The organism is Streptomyces sp. NPDC059499, from assembly GCF_042749285.1.
Lineage (GTDB): Bacteria > Actinomycetota > Actinomycetes > Streptomycetales > Streptomycetaceae > Streptomyces.
This window is the reverse complement of record NZ_JBHYTT010000014.1, coordinates 83725-99884: the sequence shown is the minus strand read 5'-3', so window position 1 is coordinate 99884 and position 16160 is coordinate 83725. Positions and strand designations below refer to the sequence as shown.

Genomic DNA, 16160 nt, shown 5'->3' with positions numbered 1-16160 from the left:
TGGTGTGGGCCCTGGCGCACCTTCGGCGTGCCGCCGGCGCCACATGGGCGTGGCGGATGTCGCTGGCCGAGGTGGGCGTGGTCCACGGGACGGTGCCGTGCGTGTGGATGACCATGATGCCGGGCGCCGGGGCGGGCGAAGTCCCCGGCCGGGTGAGCCTGGTGCCCCTGCGGGACCTGCTCACGATGGGGCCGCTCGGGACCGTCGGCAACCTGCTGGTCTTCGCGGCCCTGGGGTTCTTCGCCCCGATGCGGTTCGCGGCGGTGGCGTCCGTGCCGCGGATCCTGGCGCTCGGGGCGGGCTGCTCGGTCGTGGTCGAAACCGCACACGTCCTGCGGCTGGACCGGGTGTCCTCCGTGGACGACGTACTGGTCAACGCCGCCGGTGCGGGGCCGGCCGCGCTGGCGTCACGCCGCTGGTGGCGCGCCACGGCAGGAGGCGCCGTCGGGCGCACCCGGTGTGTCCAGGTGATCGGCTTCGGGCAGAGCCGTTCGGGGTGAAACCGCCGGTGACACCTCGATCACGGTTCATCGCATCCGTCGCTCCGGCTGCGCGAGGGGCTAACGGGTGAACGTGCCGGCGTGATGCCGGTTGTGATCCGCCGCCCGAGGCGCTGCACATGCGCAACGCCGCGGAAGCGGGTCGGATAGATCACTGTGAAGACTTCGACGGCGGCTTCGCCGGTGTATGCGGCATCTCCCGCTCAAGGGGGCGGTTTCTGGCCCGTGGCGCTGTTCCGCAATCCGTTCACGGTGCCGGTCGGCGCGCCTGCGGGGTCGGGGGCACTGGAGGCCGTGTTCGTCGACGAGTCGGGAGTGCTGCGGTATCTGAGCTCCAACGGCGGTGTGTGCTGGAGCGTGGAGGATCTGCCGGGCGGTCCCTACTACCTGAGCGGTGGCTCGCGGCGCTACGGCGGGATCGTGGCAGTCGTCGGGTGCTCCGAGGACCCTGCGGCGGACACGGTCAACGTGTTCTGGACCGACGGATCCAGTTCGGGCGCGCCCTCGGGGTACCTGGGTCAGCTGGAGCTGACCGCGGACGGGTGGAGCACGTCGCCACAGTGCCCGGTGGGCTCGGTGCCGATCGTCACCAGTCTGTGCGTCGCCTACACCCCGCCGGTCCGCGGCCGGTCGTGCCCGGTCCTGTACGGCACCGACAACGGCGAGCAACTGGTCCTCACCGCGTTCAACGGCAGCACCTGGAACCCTTACCAGGGCTTCACCGACGATCGCTGGGCACTGGACTGGTACACGCAGTTGCTGGCGCCGACCGAGGCGCCCGGGTCGAGCGGGGTTCCCCACTTCAATCTGTTCGTCAACCAGGACGACTCCGGCAATCTCATCCAGCTCTCTTCCAACAATGTCCCCGGCGACACGACGTGGTGGCACACGCTGGAGTCCCCCGGGCTCAGCGGCAGGCTGGGCGACGCCGGCGGCGTCTTCCCCGGGGGCCTGGTCGCGGTGGTCCAGCCCGTCACCGATACCGCCTCGGCCGTCCCGGCCGCCATCTACCTGGACGACTCGAAGGACGGACAGCGCAACCTGATGGTCTGGCCGGCCGCGTTCGGCCAGGCGATGGCGCTGCCGGTGCCGAATCTGGGGGCACAGCTCGCGATCGCCGGGCAGACCGTGGCCGGCCTCAACACGACCCTGTACGTGATCGGCTCGGATGACAGCGTCTACGCGATCCCGCAGATCGGCACGTGCTTCAACGGCCAGATGCCGATGATGGGACCCGCGTCGCAGATCTACGCCGGCGGGTCCGGCACCGACCCGGTGCAGCTCGCCCCGGACCGGGTGCCCGGCGACATCCCCGCCCTGCTCGTGGTCGGCACGGACCAGAGCCTGTGGCTCTACGGGCTCACCAACGAGTCCGGCAGCTTCAGCACCACGCTGCCCGGCTACACGGGCCAGTGGTCGGGGTGCCAGGTCCAACAGAACGCCGCGTTCCCGCCCGTCGCCCTGCCCAGCCCGTTGCCCGGTGGCACCGCTCTGCCCGTCGGCTCGACCGTCAGCGGCCAGAACGGCATGGCGCTGGCGGTGCAGTCGACCGGCCTGATGTTCACCGACGGCGGCACCCAGGTGTGGTCACTCCCTCTCAGCGGTGACGTCGGTGGCGCGGTCCTGACCCAGGACGGCGACCTGCGCGTGGTTGACCTGTCCGGCGATCAGCTCTGGTCGTCGGGCACGACCGGAAGCGCGGGTGCGACGCTCCAGTTCGCCGACGACCCGCCCAGGGTGCAGATCGTCGACAGCAACGGCACCCCGCTCTGGCTGTCGAACCGCGTCCAGGCCCCTTGCCCACCCGGCACGTCGATCCCGCCCGGCGGTCAGGTCGCCGCCGGCGGAGCGGTGCTGATCATGCAACTCGACGGCAACCTCGTGCTGCTCGACCAATTCGGCCAGCCGGCCTGGGATGCCGGCACCACCGGCGGCAACGGCAGCCTCGCCGGGCACTCCGCCGCGTTCACCCAGGCAGGAAACCTGGAGATCTACGATGATTCCGGGACGAACGTCGTATGGAGCTCGGAGAACATCGGCGGCGGTCCCGGCGACTCCTTCACCCTGTCCAGCGTTCCCACCCCCTGCCTGGAGATCACAGCCGCCGGGTCGCCCACCTTCCGGGCCGGACAGCCGGGCTATTTCGACGGCGCCGCCGCCAGTTGCGCGCCCTGCTGGTGTTTCACCCCCGGCACCGCCATGACCGGGCTCTGGAGCGACGAACTCCGGATGCAGTCGGACCAGTTCGTCTACTGGAACATCGCGACCGAACACATCTACTGGTCCGAACCCGGATCCAGCGCGGTGTTCACCACCGACGGCGATCTGCATGTCCTCGACGACCAGGGTTCCGTGACGTGGAGCGCCGGGGTCAACGGCACCCAGCTCGCCCTGGACCCGAACAGCTTCCCCATCAGGCTCGTGATCATGGACCAGTCCGACACCGTCCTCTGGTCCGTAAACGCCCTCTGACCCGTCAGCGATGGAGTTGGTCATGCCCACCGTGTCCCCATACACCCCTGCGGCGCCGTTCAGCGCGCAGGTCAACTGCGTCCTGATGCAGGACGCAGTCAACACCGACAGCGTCATGATCAGTCTCGACCAGGATCCGTCGCAGAACGTGGCGCCCTGGGTCGGCACGTTCTGCAACCCCTTCAAGAACGGGTCGGCCGAGGCCTTCGTCATCACCGACACGCCCTCGGAGGGCGGCGACGGCTCGGGGACGTACACCCTGAACTATCTCGCCCAGGACCCCGGAGCGGCGCACGGGTGGACCCTGACCCCGATCCCCGGCGCCCCCGCGGGCACGCCGACGTCGGTTGTCGCGTGCATCGCCGACGGCTGCCCGAACTTCTTCTGCACCTTCACCGATCAGTTCGGAAATCTGACGAGCACGGTCTGGCACGGCTGGATCGACAGTGACGGCAACATCACCACCGACTCCTTCACCTACTCGTTCCCGGTGGAGGGCTTCACGGTCGGGGTGCAATCCCTGAAGGTGGCCTACTACAACCCCGCCATCCAAGGCCGGAGCAACGGTCCCATCCCGACCACCGGCACCGATCCTCTTCCGATCGTCTACGCCGTGGGCAACTTCGAGATGGTGCCGCCCGTAACGACGTACGTGGGCACGTTCAGCTTCGACGGCAGCAGTTGGCACGAGGACTCCATGTTGTGGGGAGACACGGATGATCTTTCCGCCACCTGGTCGGACTGGACGCTGTTCCCGATCGCCGGGCAGTTCGGCAACTGGGTGCTGGTCTGCGCCGACAGCAGCGTGTCCGCCGACCAGTCGCTGAGTTCGTTGTGGCGGTTGAACAGCGACGGCCTCATCGACCAGTCCCCCTATTCCCGCTCCAGCCCGCCGGTCTCGCCGGCACCGGCCACTGCGGCGCAGTCGTTCGCAGGAGTCTGCTGGGAAGGGCTGGAGTACGGATTCCGGCCGCTCTACGTCGACACCAACGGCGTGCCCTTCCTCTATGACGCCGAGTACGGCGGCATCGTGCTGCCGGTGAACACGGCCGGCACGATCACCTCGGCACAGGCGGTCACCGACAGCGGGGGCATGACCTCGGTGTACTTCACCGACTCCGAGGGGACGCTGTCCTTCCTGACCCAGACCGGGTACTTCAGCAACAGTGACAACCCGCACGAGTACACGATCCAGTGGGCGCCGAGCATGGCCATCTCCTGCACGGCGACCACCACCGGCAACGTCAACGAGGGTGCCGAGGCGCTGTTCGCGTCGTCCTTCCCCAACGACCCGCCCACCCTGTTCACCGCCAACGCCTCGGGCGAGCTCAGGCTCCATCAGCTCATGCCGGGCGGCTGGGTGAACCACACCCCCGCACTGGCCCAGGTCAACACCTATGAGGTGACGACGTACCGGACCCAGTTCACCCTGACCGACGCCAACGGCATACCGGTGTCCAACCGCAGTCTGACGGTCAGCGCCTCGACGACCTCCGGCGCCGTCATCAACGGCAGCGTCCAGATCATCGGGCCCGATACCGGGCAGGCCGCCACCGTGACCACGACCGCGACCGGCATCGTCACCGTCGGACTCCTCGCGACCGACTTCGCCCCGCCCACTCTGACTTTCACCGACCTGCCGCAGCAGGCGGAGGGCGACGCCGAGCCGGGATTCGGCCCCGTGCCGGCCGCACCGGGCGGGCCGGTGCAGGCCTACCTCGCCGGCAGCACCGCCGGCATCAGCAACGGTGGCACCAGCGCCACCGGCACGCTCGCCTACAAGACCGACGGGAACACCACCTTCACCCCCGACGCCATCTCCGGCGCGCAGCGCCCCCAGAACGGCGGCCCCGTGTTCCCGGGCGTCCAGGGCGATAACCCCGTCATGACCGCGGACCAGGCGCACACCGCCGTCCAGAACCTCATCGCCAAGGGCACCGGCGCCACCGGCCAGGACCTGGCCGGGTTCATCATCAACCGTGACGTCGTCACCGACCGGCCCAGCTATCAGGAGTTCTACGACCGCGACGCCTACCTGGCCGAACTGGCCCACCACAACAACGTCGTCGGCGAGAGCCTGTGGGGCGACATCGAGGGCCTCTGGGACAGCGTCTGGCAGGGCATCAAGTCCGCCGCGATGGCCGTCTACCACGTCGGTGTCAATCTCGTCGACGGCATCGTGCAGATCGCGGTCAAGATCGGCGACGCCATCGTCAACCTCGGCAGCCTCATCATCAAAGGCATCGAAGACGCCGTCAACGCCGTCATGGCCGTCTTCTCCGCCATCGAGGCTTTCATCAAGGACGTCATCGACTTCCTCAAGGCCCTGTTCGACGCGACAGCCATCTTCAACTCCGCAGAAGCCATCTCGCAGGGATTGCGGGGAGCCCTCACCACCGCGCAGGCGGCCCTGGGCAACGCGATCACCAACATCGAGCCGGGCTCGAAGAATTTCCAGGACCTCCTGGAAACGATCAACGACGCGATCGGCTCCGCCTCCAGCGGTGTCAGCCCGAGCCTCACACTGGCCACCAGCCCGGGCTGGCAGCAATACGCCGCCCCGAGCTCCACGTCCGGCAACACCAACCAGATCCCGAATACCGCCTGCGGCGGATCGGCGGTCTCCCCCTCCGACATCACCACCAGCCCACACGCGCACCTGGTGACCAGCCAGACCTTCGGCGCACTCCCCCCGCCCAGTGGAACGGGCGGCGCCGCCGGCACCCGAGCCCGTCCCGGCCCCGACGCAGCGCGTCTCACGTCCAAGTCCGCACCGCGCTCGATGAGGGAGATGCTCGATGAGTGCAAGCGCCGGATGGACGAGGCCGGCGCGCCGGGCACACTCGCCGCGACCGACCCCCTCACGGGCCTGTGGTCGGCCCTGTCCGCGGAGTCGACGTGGGAATCCTTCAAGAATCTCGGAGAAGACCTGGACGGTGTCGCGACATGGATCAAGACCAAGATTCAGTTCGACGATCCGTCCACCTATCCGAACCTGAACATCAGTGAACTGCTGGAGCAACTGACAGAGGACTTCGTCGACGGCCTCCTCACCTTCCTCGACGCCATCGTCGTCGCCCTTCTGGAGGCGGTCCAGGTCTGCCTCGACGAGGTCGACAGCCTGCTCAACGCGGAGCTCGACGGCCCGCTGGCCATCCCCCTGCTGCTGGCCTGGAACTTCTTCAATGTGCTCGCCGGCAACAAGATCGTCACCAGCATCACCGTCCTGCAGGGCCTCACCCTGATGATCGCCGTGCCCGGCCACGTCCTCGGCACGATCATCACCGGCGAGTCGGCGAGCATCACCTGGCCCCCCTCCTTCGACGGCCAGGCCCGTACCGCCGAGAGTGGGCCCGAGGAAGACGCCGGCCTCCAGCTCTACTACCTCTTCGGGTTCTTCGCCGAATTCATCGAAGGAGGCTGTCTGGGCTGGATGGACCTCTGCACGGCTATGGACGACTCCGAAAAATTGCAGGGGCTCATCGACGGGGTGACCGGGATCGGGGCCTTCGCCAACCTTGCGTCGTTCGCCCTCACCTCCCCCCTGTCCGGCCTCGGCGAATGGCCCATCATCGGCTGGAGCGCGGGAGCCGGCCTCGCCGTGCTCGGCATGGGTGTGTGGCAGCTGTTCCGGTGGTTCGAGGTGAAGAACTACGCCTCCGGCTGGGGCACCACCTCCGACGTGCTCTCATTCGTACTGTCGGCGTTCAACATGGTCTTCGGCGCGGCTGCCCTGGCCATCGGTGTCCCCGCTGTCGTCAAGGAAGGCGGTACCTGGTCCGGCGACCGCGTACTGGCCCTCATCGGTGCGATCCTCGGCCCTTGGGCCAACATCGTCTCCCCGTTCGGCACCAACTACGTCAAGGAACTCATTCCCAACCCCTACACGCCGTTCATTCCGCCGGTCTGCGACGTGATCAGCTACTGGGGCGGCGGATTGCTGGAGCTTTTCAGCAATCTCGGGCTCTGGCCCGGCGAAGACGGTGCCGGTGTCCCCGAAGCCTGATCGCCGGATGCATCAGGCCCTACCTGACCAGGACCTTCTCGGCGCCGTGTTGGTCGATCACGTCTCGCCCGCGGCGGCATCGGGCTGTGGCACGGCCGCAACATGGCCGACCAAGCCCGGGGCCGGTGACCTGAGTCGGAGGTTGGTCGTTGGCCGGGTACGAGCCGTCCGCTCCGGTCCGCTCCTGGCGGCGGTTCATCGAACGTGGCTCTCCCGGAGCCGGCGGCCGTTCGCTCCCGCCCCCACACCGGTCCGAGACATGACATTGATCGGCCCACTGCACAGGCACCAACGGGCAGCCGAATTCCGGAAGTTGCTCCACGTTCAGTGGGGAAGTACCGGCCGGCCTCGAGGCGCGTCCGATCCTCGACAACCATGCGCCCGACAAAGGGTCCGGTCGCGGCGAGCAAGGGCTACCGGTTCGTCTGCATCACGGACTCACGCTGCAGCCTCGCCACACGGCTGATGATGGAGGCGCTGGGCGGCGAGGTTCATATGGTGGCCGGCCGAGAGGCCAACGGCGGCTTCCTCGGTGCGCGCCTCGACCACGTCCGGCGCCTGTGCGCCTCCGACGACCGGTACGTATGGCTGAGCCAGTACTCCAATCCGGCCAACTGGAGGGCGCACTACCGAACGACGGCCCCGGAGATCGCCCACTCGTTCCCGCGGCTGGACGTCCTGTTCGTGGGAGCCGGGACGACCGGGACACTGATGGGCTACGCGCGCCACTTCCGCGCCTGGCATCGGCCGGTGCGGATCGTCGCGGTGGACACCGTCGGCTCGATGGCGTTCGGCGGTGAGCCGGGACGCCGGATGATCCCGGGGCTGGGCATGAGCATGCGCACGCCGCTCCTGGACTAGTCGTACGTGGACGAGGTGGTGCGCGTCGAGGAGGCGGACACGATCCGGGCCTGCCGCCGCCTGGCAAGAAGAGGCTTCCTCTTCGGCGGCTCCACGGGCACCGTGGTGAGCGGCGCGATCGGCTGGCTGGCGCGGCACGGAGCGCGGGAGCTGACCGCGGTGGCCGTCGCGCCGGACCTCGGCGAGCGCTACCTCGACACCGTGTACCAGGACAACTGGGTCCAGGACCTGTACGGCGAGGGTCCGCTCCACACCTCTTGGCCCGCCCCGGCAGGCCGAGAGGTGTCGAGCGGCAGCGACACTCTGACGAGGACCTCGACCGGGAGGGAAGCTCCCTGACGAGCTGGTGCGGCCGAGGTGACGGGCCAGACGCGCAAACCGGGCTGCCCAGTTGCCCCTTTTGCACGCACGTATGCCGCCTGCCGTCGCCCGGCCCCGTGGCCGGATCGCGACCGTTGCCGCTCGGTTGACTCTCAGGGCTCCACGCCGCAGCGTCGCGCAATTGCCTTGAGGCGTTCGAGTTCACGTCGCGCGGCTGTCGGGTGAGCGAGATCAAGGGCCATCCCGGCACGGGCCGAGATGTAGAGGATGTCCTCGCGGGTGGCGGCGTCGAGGCCGGGGGCGGTCCGAAGACGGCGGCCCGTGACGCGCAGGTAGATCGCGATGCTGTCGAGATCCTCGCGCCGGTGCACAGGAAGCACTTGCCGCAGTTCGTCCTTGGCATAGTCGCGCGCCTGCCCGTCCGCCGCACAGGGGCCGGGCGGCACGGGAGCCCAGGGAAGGCCGGCTTCCCGGGCGTCGTCGTACATCTCCGCCACCAAGCCGCGCGCAGCCGCGCGATCGCCCTCGGCGGCCGCCGCACGGGCCGACTGCAACGTGGAGCGCAGTCGTCCACGGACCTGAGGATCCTCGCCGGTCCGGGCGTTCAGATAGCCGGACCACACGTCGAACGCCTTACTCAACTCGGCATCCAACATGATCTTGTACACGTCCGGCACTCCGCCGCCACCCTCCGTCAGGCCCATCCCCGCATGGAATGGCGCGGACAGGATAGAACGGCCGCTGACCGAGATGCCTGCGATTTACCGGGGCAGCGCGCAGGAGCACGCGCGTCAACTGAGACAGAATGAGATCGGTTCGGTGGGGTGGACCTGAGCATGCTGGCGCTGGTGCGGCGCTGAACCTCCCCGCGACCGGGTCGGGCGTCACCCGGGCGGGCACCGGCGGCGCTTGTCGAGAAGCAGCTGGGTGATGCCCTGACCGTCGCAGTGCTCCAGCAGGGGGACGGTGACGCGCCGGGTGGTGTCCAGGGCGCGGCTTGCCGTCCCCACGGTGAACGGCTGGTCGAGTGCGCTCAGCAGGTCTGCCGCCAGCAGGGGGGCGTCCGGCAGCAGCACCACGTGCTCCGCGAGCCGCAGCACCGATCCGTGGCGTACCGCCGTGGCGAGCTCCCGGCGGCCCAGGCCGAGTTCCGCGAGCCGCTGGGCGTGGGGGGCGGCGAACGGCCGCCCGTCGAGTTCGGCGGTGAGCCGGCGCACCGCGTCCGCCACAGGGGCGGGCTGTGCCGCGGGTCCGGCGGTCACGCGCCCGCGGCTCATCCGCAGGGGCGGCGTGACCAGTGCCTCCACGAGGGAGACGTCCGGCAGCCCCAGACGGTGCCGGGCGGCCTCCACCGGTATGCCGTCCTCGGTCGGCTGTTCGGTGAGGTGCGCCGCCACCAGTTCGGCCAGCCGGGCGCGCAGGGTGGTCCAGTGTGCGGGGTCGGCGAGCCAGTCCCCCGCAACCGGTGCGGTATGGACGGTCACCCCCATGGCGGTCAACTCACCTCGCCTGACAAGCAATCGGCGCCGTAGCTCGGACGCCTCGCCCGGGGTGCCGTGGGCGTCACCCAGCTCGGCCGCCCGCCGTGCCGCCGCGCCGCGGCGCCGCAGTTCCGGTGGCTGGGGGTCGAGCACCGTCAGACCGGCGAGCACCCGCCGCAGGCCGGGATCGCGCAGCACCGCGCGGTCGCCGATGCGCAGCGGGAGTGGTTCCGGCAGGGTCAGGCGGACGAGGTCCTGACCGAGCGCCCGTACGCGTACGGGCACGGCCGCCGAACCGATGTGGGCGACAGCGGTGCGGGGCAGTTCCGTGGCAGGTGTTCCTCCGTGTACGCGCACGTCGCAGCTCAGGCAGGGGAGGAAGCTGTCGGGTGTGAGCAGGGCGTCACCACGGCCTGTCGACTCCTTGTCGAGGCCCCGGAGGTTGACAGCGACCCGGGCGGTGACCCGCACCAGGGCGGTCTCCTCGCCGAGGGCCTGCAGCCCTCTGACGCGCACGGGGCTGCCGGAACGGGCGGTCACCAGGACGTCGCCCCTGCGGATCTGCCCAGCCGCGAGGGTGCCGGTGACGACCAGCCCGCTGCCGCGCACGGTGAACGACCGGTCGATCCACAGCCGCACCGGGGATTCGGCGTCCCCGTCCGGCAGCCGCGCGGCCAGCCGGTCGAGGGCGGCGCGCAGTTCGGAGAGTCCCTCGCCGGTGCGGGCGCTGACGGCCACGGCCTCGACGTTGCCGAGGGTGCTGGACCGGATCCGGTCCTGTGCCTGCACCGTGGCCGGACCGGGGTCGGCCATGTCGCAGCGGGTGATGACGAGCAGTCCGTGCCGTACGCCGAGGGCGTCCACGGCGGCGAGGTGTTCGGCGGACTGGGGCTTCCAGCCCTCGTCGGCGGCGACGACGAACAGCACGGCAGGCACGGGCCCCACGCCGGCCAGCATGGTGGGCACGAACCTCTCGTGTCCCGGTACGTCGACGAATGCCAGCCGCTCCCCCGACGGGAGGTCGGTCCATGCGAAGCCCAGGTCGATGGTCAGGCCACGGAGCCGCTCCTCCGCAAGCCGGTCGGGGTGGGTGCCGGTCAGCGCGTGGATCAGTGTGCTCTTGCCGTGGTCGACATGCCCTGCCGTCGCGATGACCCGCATGATCAGCGCCCCGCCGCGCGCAGTACCGCGTCGAGGATCTCGCTGTCGAACTCCTCCGGTACGCACCGGAGGTCCAGCAGCAGGCGGCCGCGCACCACCCGCCCGAGCACGGCCGGTTCACCGGTGCGCAGAGGTTCTGCCAGGTGGTCGGGGAGGCTGACCGCGCAGGAGGGCAGAACGGCCCCGGGCGCGCCGCCTCCTCCCACCACCGCGTCGTGGGGTACGACGCCCGCGTCCAGACCTCGGCGGGCAGCGTCCTGGGCCATGCGCAGGGTGCGGAGGCGCAGCTGCGGCAGCGGCATGTGGACGGCTGTGTGCACGGGTGGCTCGGGACCACGCAGTGTCGCTTCCAGCGCGGCCAGGGTGAACTTGTCCACGCGCAGGGCGCGCGCCATCGGGTGGCGGCGCATCCGTCCCACGACGGCGGACCGGCCGAGGAGCAGCCCCGCCTGTGGCCCGCCGAGCAGCTTGTCCCCGCTGGCGGTGACGAGGGTGGCCCCGGCGCGCAGGGCCGTGGCCGCGTCGGGCTCGTCCGGCAGCAACGGGTCGGGGGCGAGGAGGCCGGAGCCGATGTCGACGACGACGGGAAGGCCGAGGGACGCCAGTTCCCCGGCTTCCACTCCCCCGGTGAAGCCGCTCACCGTGAAGTTGGACGGGTGGACCTTGAGGATGAAACCGGTGTCCGGGCCCGCGGCGTCCGCGTAGTCGCCGAGACGCGTCCGGTTGGTGGTGCCGACCTCGCGTATCCGGGCGCCGCAGGAGACCAGCAGTTCGGGTATCCGGAATCCGTCGCCGATCTCCACGAACTCGCCCCGGCTGAGCAGGATGTCGCGCCCCGGGGCCAGCGTCACCGCCGCCAGGGCCAGGGCGGCGGCTCCGTTGTTCACCACGTGCACCGCCTCCGCGGCCGGCACCGCTTCCCGCAGGGCGGCCATGGCGCCGCGGCCGCGTGGCGCCCGTCTGCCGGTTTTCAGGTCCAGCTCGACGTCCGTGTATCCGCCTGCCGCCGCCATCGCCTCCAGTGCGGACCGCGACAGCGGGGCCCGTCCCAGATTGGTGTGCACCACGACGCCGGTGGCGTTGTGTACGGGGCTCAGCCCGGTCGTGTGCGCGGGGAGCGCGGCGAGTGCGGCGTGGACCGCGTCGCCCGGGCCGATCCGTCCGTCGCGTACGAGTTGCTGGGCGGTGCCGACCGCGGCCTTGACGAGTGGCCTGCCCAGCCGTGCGGACGCCTCGCTCAGCCGGGGGTCGCCCAGGAGCACCGTGGTGCTCGGCACCTGCCTCCTGATGTCCGCAGGCGGCTCGTCCGTCTTGTCCGCCACCCGCGCCACTCCGATCGAAGTCAGCGGAGGCGGACGGGAATCGAACCCGCCTGGCCCGGTTCCCGGACCACACCGATTTTGAAGATCGGGAGGGGCACCAGCCCGCCCAACGCCTCCGGAGCAAGATTGTGGTCCCCGCACACTGTTGGGGCAAGGGGTGAAATGATCGCCGTATGACGACAGTTGGCCCCGCCGCCGTTCCGGCCGCACCCGTACGGCTGACCCAGTTCGCACACGGCGGCGGCTGCGCCTGCAAGATTCCTCCGGGGGAACTGGAGGCGATGGTCGCTGGACTGCTGCCGCTCCGGGATCCCGGACATGCCCTCGGCGGGGACGAGGACCGGCTGCTGGTCGGACTCGACGACGGTGACGACGCCGCGGTGGTGCTCACCGGTGACGGCACCGCCCTGGTGTCGACGGCCGACTTCTTCACCCCCGTCGTCGACGACGCCCGCGACTGGGGGCGGATCGCCGCGGCCAACGCCCTGTCCGACGTCTACGCGATGGGCGGCCGTCCCGTCGTCGGGCTCAATCTGCTGGGCTGGCCCCGTGACGTCCTGCCCCCGGAGCTGGCCCGGGAGGTCCTGGCGGGTGCGCTCGAAGTGGCCCGCGAGGCAGGCTGCTTCGTCGGCGGTGGACACAGCATCGACAGCCCGGAACCGCTCTACGGAATGGCCGTGACGGGCCTGGTGGATCCGGGCCGGCTGCTGCGCAACGACGCCGGCCGGCCGGGCGTGCCGCTGACCCTGACCAAACCGCTGGGCGTCGGCATACTCAACAACCGCCACAAGCGGACCGGCGAGGTCTTCCCCCACGCCGTCGCCAGCATGGCCGCGCTCAACGACAAGGCCGCTGCCGCTGCCCTGGAGGCCGGAGCCGTGTGCGCCACCGATGTGACCGGGTTCGGGCTGCTCGGCCATCTGCACAAGCTGGCCAGGGCCAGCGGCGTCACGGCCGTGGTCGACGCCGCCGCCGTTCCCGTGCTGGACGGCGCCCGGGAGTCCCTGCGGGCCGGGTACGTCAGCGGCGGCACCCTGCGCAATCTCGACTGGGTGCGCCCGCACCTCGACGCGGGACGGGCGAGCGAGGGCCTGCTGCACCTGCTTGCCGACGCACAGACCTCCGGCGGGCTGCTGGTCGCCGGGGAGGTACCCGGGCATCCGGTCATCGGGGAACTGGTTCCCGCCGTGGCCGGCACCACCCTGGTGATCCGCTGAGCGCTGCGGACGGCCGCGGGTCCGCGGGCGAGGCCCGGGTCCCGCGGCCGACTGGCTACCGGTAGCGGATGTGCAGGTGGTTGTCGTGGTTGGCGTAGCTCGTGGTCAGCCCTTCCGAGATCAGCTGCGGGTCGTTGAAGAAGATGAGCTGGACGTGGCCGGGGGCCTTGGCCCGGATCTCCTGCACGAGCCTGCGGGTGGCCGCGCGGTCGTACGTGCTGGACTGCCAGGTGATGCGCCCCGCGGTGCACTGCGCCGAGTCGGTACGGGCGGGCCACACGTCGATGTCCATCCCGACTTCGTGGCTGCCGTGGCCGGGGATGTCCCCGCCGTGTTCGAAGCCCGCGTCGCCGACGGGAAGTCTGCCGTTCCCGGTGGCGGCGAAGGTGGCGGCGGCGGCCTCCAGCTGGCCGACGGCGCCGGCTGTCGCCCAGTGAGCACCCGCGTTGCCGTCGGGGCTCTGTGAGCACATCGTGCTGCCGCCGAAGTTGATGTTCTCGTAGTGCCACAGCAGGTTCTGCCAGGTGGTCGGCCCGACGACGCCGTCCGCGCTGATTCCCGCATGGGACTGGAAGGTGCGGACGGCGGTGCCGGTGGCGGGCCCGAAGGCTCCGTCGGCCGAAAGCCCGGCGCCCCGCTTGGCGTTGAGCAGCGACTGGAGGGCCGTCACCGCCGGCCCGTTGTCGCCCTGGCGGACGGTGATGGCGAGCGCGCCCCAGGTGGCTGGGCCGACGATGCCGTCCGCGGTCAGGCCCTTGGACTGCTGGAAGCCCACCACGGCGCTCTGTGTGCCCGAGCCGAAGGCGCCGTCCACCGTTACGGGGCGGCCGTGCGCGGCAAGCAGGTGCTGCAGCGCCACGACGTCGGAGCCCCGGTTGCCGTTGCTGGTCAGCGGGAACGCCGCCTGCGGGAAGGCCTGCGCGGGGACGCCCAGTCCGAGGAGCAGGCCCGCCAGTGCGGTGAACAGCGTGATGATGCGTGCGAGTCGTCTCACGGTTTCTGCCTCGTTTTCCTCTTCATTCGCCTGCTCACTTTCCGGACTGGAGGGCGCCCCAGGTGGCGGGGCCGACGATGCCGTCGGCGCCCAGTCCGCGCGAGGACTGGTAGTCGAGTGCGGCCTGGGTGGTGCCCGAGCCGAAGATGCCGTCGATGGACACGGTCCGGCCGAGCGCGGCGGTCAGGGCGCGCTGCAGCCGGGTGACGGCCTCTCCCGTCGAGCCGTTCTGGACGGTCGGGGTGGATCCGCGGGACAGCAGGGCCGTCCAGGTCTTCGCGCCGACCACGCCGTCGGCCGTGAGCCCCTTGGCGGCCTGGAAGTTCCGGGCGGCGGCGGTCGTGTCGGGCCCGAAGATCCCGTCGGGGGTGCCCGGGTCGAAGCCGGCGGCCTTGAGCAGGCACTGGGCGGCCTTGACCCGGTCTCCGGTCGAGCCGCTCTGGACGGTGGTGTACGAGGTGAAGTCGAGGTTCGCCCCGGTACAGGTGGGTGTGGGCGTGGAGCCGTTGCCGACGTCGAGGTAGTCGCGGTCGATGTTGATCGAGTAGCCGCCGTAGGACTCGGTCACCTCGCCCGCGTACTGGTGGATCCGCTGGTGGTTGGACCAGTAGGAGGACGGCACGTAGGAACCGGTGTTGGTGTCGGCGGCGCCGTTCCACCAGGCGTAGAAGAGGTGGTCGACCCGTGTGTAGGCGCCGTTGTTGTACTCGGCGGCGGCGTCCTTGATGCCTGAGGCGGCGCTGGAGTAGAAGCCCGACAGGTAGCCGCTGCTGTGCAGCCGTTCGGTCCAGCCGGACAGGTACGACAGCACGGACGCCTTGCAGGAGGCCGTGGAGGTGTACGCCTCGATGTCGCTGTAGATGGCGCTGCCCGCCGGGATGCCGAGGTTCGACGCGGCGGTGATGGCACCGGCGGCCGCGGTAACGCCCTGGGACTTGGCCGTGGCCGGGTCGGTGGACATCTTCAGCGAGTAGCTGGTGCACGGTGCCTGGCGGCCGACGTCGATGGGGAACAGACGCCATCCGTTGTTGGTCTGGCTGGTCACCCAGCTCGCCGTCAGATTCGGCTGGGCGCAGCCGCGGAAGGATCCGCTGATGTAGACGCCGACCGCGCTGTACGGCGAGCTCGCCTGCCAGGCGTTCATCGCGGCCTGCGAGGGTGCGGTGCAGGCGTCGAAGCCCTTGCCCTGGTAGGTGCCGGGTTGCGGTCCGGCCGCGGCCAGGGGGGTGGTGTCGGACCGCTGGGCCGCGCGGGGCAGCACGGTGCGCTCGGCGCCCTCGGTGAGCTCGGCGGAGGCGAGAACGCCGCGTACCAGGTCCTCGGTATCGGGTGTGTGGGCGGCGGTCACGAGGACGCCGGCGTCCTCGACCGCGATCTGGATGGTGTCGTTGCCGGACGCGGCGGACGGGGCGACGGCTGTGCCTCGCTGGGTCCGCGCGGTCGCCGCCGTCGCCTGGCCGGCGGAGCGTGCGGTGATGGGCTGCACGACGATGCCCGCCGAACGGCCGACGACTCCGGAGGGGCAGTCGTTCTGTTCGGCGGGCTCGCCCAGGTAGACGGCGGGTCTGTCGAACCGGAGGCAGGCACGCGGGTTCTCCGCCAGATCGACCACCTGCCATTCGGCGGGCACCTCGATGCGGTAGCCGTGGTAGGTGACGCTCTGCAGGTTCTCGGGCGGGGAGTCTGCCAGGGCGGGGACGGGCGCGGCGAAGGCGCCGATACCGGCGAGCACTGCCAGCAGGGCCGTTCCGGCGCGGGCGCGCCAGGGGATCCAGGACGACATCGGTTCACTCCTACTCGGATGCGGGGGGAGAGTGAGGGAGAG

9 protein-coding genes, 1 tRNA gene and 1 pseudogene are annotated in these 16160 nt (G+C 70.5%); 5 read left to right on the top strand and 6 right to left on the bottom strand.

Annotated elements, in window-relative coordinates; genetic code table 11:
- Nucleotides 1–56 precede the first annotated feature (56 nt).
- The 4 genes and pseudogenes from ACFW9O_RS27955 to ACFW9O_RS27940 form a co-directional block, all read left to right on the top strand.
- The gene (locus ACFW9O_RS27955; protein ID WP_384613164.1) at nucleotides 57–500 is read left to right on the top strand and encodes a VanZ family protein; all 444 of its coding nucleotides are present in this window, start codon (nucleotides 57–59) and stop codon (nucleotides 498–500) included.
- Nucleotides 501–725: 225 nt separating this feature from the next.
- On the top strand, nucleotides 726–2972 hold the full coding sequence (locus tag ACFW9O_RS27950) for a hypothetical protein (protein WP_384613162.1): 2247 nt from the start codon (nucleotides 726–728) through the stop codon (nucleotides 2970–2972).
- A gap of 22 nt (nucleotides 2973–2994) precedes the next feature.
- Complete coding sequence (locus ACFW9O_RS27945) at nucleotides 2995–6978, top strand: hypothetical protein (RefSeq protein ID WP_384613160.1); 3984 nt, start codon at nucleotides 2995–2997, stop codon at nucleotides 6976–6978.
- Between the two features lie 396 nt (nucleotides 6979–7374).
- A pseudogene (locus ACFW9O_RS27940) lies at nucleotides 7375–8178 on the top strand (pyridoxal-phosphate dependent enzyme); the annotation flags it as partial.
- Nucleotides 8179–8312: 134 nt separating this feature from the next.
- Here ACFW9O_RS27940 and ACFW9O_RS27935 read toward each other — a convergent pair.
- The 4 genes from ACFW9O_RS27935 to ACFW9O_RS27920 form a co-directional block, all read right to left on the bottom strand.
- On the bottom strand, nucleotides 8313–8864 hold the full coding sequence (locus ACFW9O_RS27935) for a hypothetical protein (RefSeq protein WP_384613158.1): 552 nt from the start codon (nucleotides 8862–8864) through the stop codon (nucleotides 8313–8315).
- 180 nt (nucleotides 8865–9044) lie between these two features.
- On the bottom strand, nucleotides 9045–10802 hold the full coding sequence (gene selB / locus ACFW9O_RS27930) for a selenocysteine-specific translation elongation factor (RefSeq protein WP_384613156.1): 1758 nt from the start codon (nucleotides 10800–10802) through the stop codon (nucleotides 9045–9047).
- A 2-nt stretch (nucleotides 10803–10804) separates the two neighbouring features.
- Nucleotides 10805–12079, bottom strand: coding sequence for an L-seryl-tRNA(Sec) selenium transferase (gene selA, locus ACFW9O_RS27925; protein ID WP_384613154.1), 1275 nt, complete (start codon nucleotides 12077–12079; stop codon nucleotides 10805–10807).
- 68 nt (nucleotides 12080–12147) lie between these two features.
- Nucleotides 12148–12241, bottom strand: a tRNA-Sec gene (locus ACFW9O_RS27920).
- A 56-nt stretch (nucleotides 12242–12297) separates the two neighbouring features.
- Here ACFW9O_RS27920 and selD point away from each other — a divergent pair.
- Nucleotides 12298–13341, top strand: coding sequence for a selenide, water dikinase SelD (gene selD, locus ACFW9O_RS27915; RefSeq protein ID WP_384613152.1), 1044 nt, complete (start codon nucleotides 12298–12300; stop codon nucleotides 13339–13341).
- Between the two features lie 55 nt (nucleotides 13342–13396).
- Here selD and ACFW9O_RS27910 read toward each other — a convergent pair whose 3' ends face one another.
- Together ACFW9O_RS27910 and ACFW9O_RS27905 are read right to left on the bottom strand one after the other, a co-directional pair.
- Nucleotides 13397–14335, bottom strand: coding sequence for a penicillin-insensitive murein endopeptidase (locus ACFW9O_RS27910; protein WP_384613150.1), 939 nt, complete (start codon nucleotides 14333–14335; stop codon nucleotides 13397–13399).
- 34 nt (nucleotides 14336–14369) lie between these two features.
- Entirely contained in the window at nucleotides 14370–16118 is a 1749-nt protein-coding gene (locus ACFW9O_RS27905) for a glycoside hydrolase domain-containing protein (protein ID WP_384613148.1), read from the bottom strand.
- Between the last annotated feature and the right edge of the window lie 42 nt (nucleotides 16119–16160).

Coding starts and splice junctions, on each gene's coding strand:
- selD (WP_384613152.1), top strand. CDS start 12,298: ATGACGACAGTTGGCCCCGCCGCCGTTCCGGCCGCACCCGTACGGCTG.
- ACFW9O_RS27945 (WP_384613160.1), top strand. CDS start 2,995: ATGCCCACCGTGTCCCCATACACCCCTGCGGCGCCGTTCAGCGCGCAG.
- ACFW9O_RS27935 (WP_384613158.1), bottom strand. CDS start 8,864: ATGGGCCTGACGGAGGGTGGCGGCGGAGTGCCGGACGTGTACAAGATC.
- ACFW9O_RS27955 (WP_384613164.1), top strand. CDS start 57: ATGTCGCTGGCCGAGGTGGGCGTGGTCCACGGGACGGTGCCGTGCGTG.
- selB (WP_384613156.1), bottom strand. CDS start 10,802: ATGCGGGTCATCGCGACGGCAGGGCATGTCGACCACGGCAAGAGCACA.
- ACFW9O_RS27905 (WP_384613148.1), bottom strand. CDS start 16,118: ATGTCGTCCTGGATCCCCTGGCGCGCCCGCGCCGGAACGGCCCTGCTG.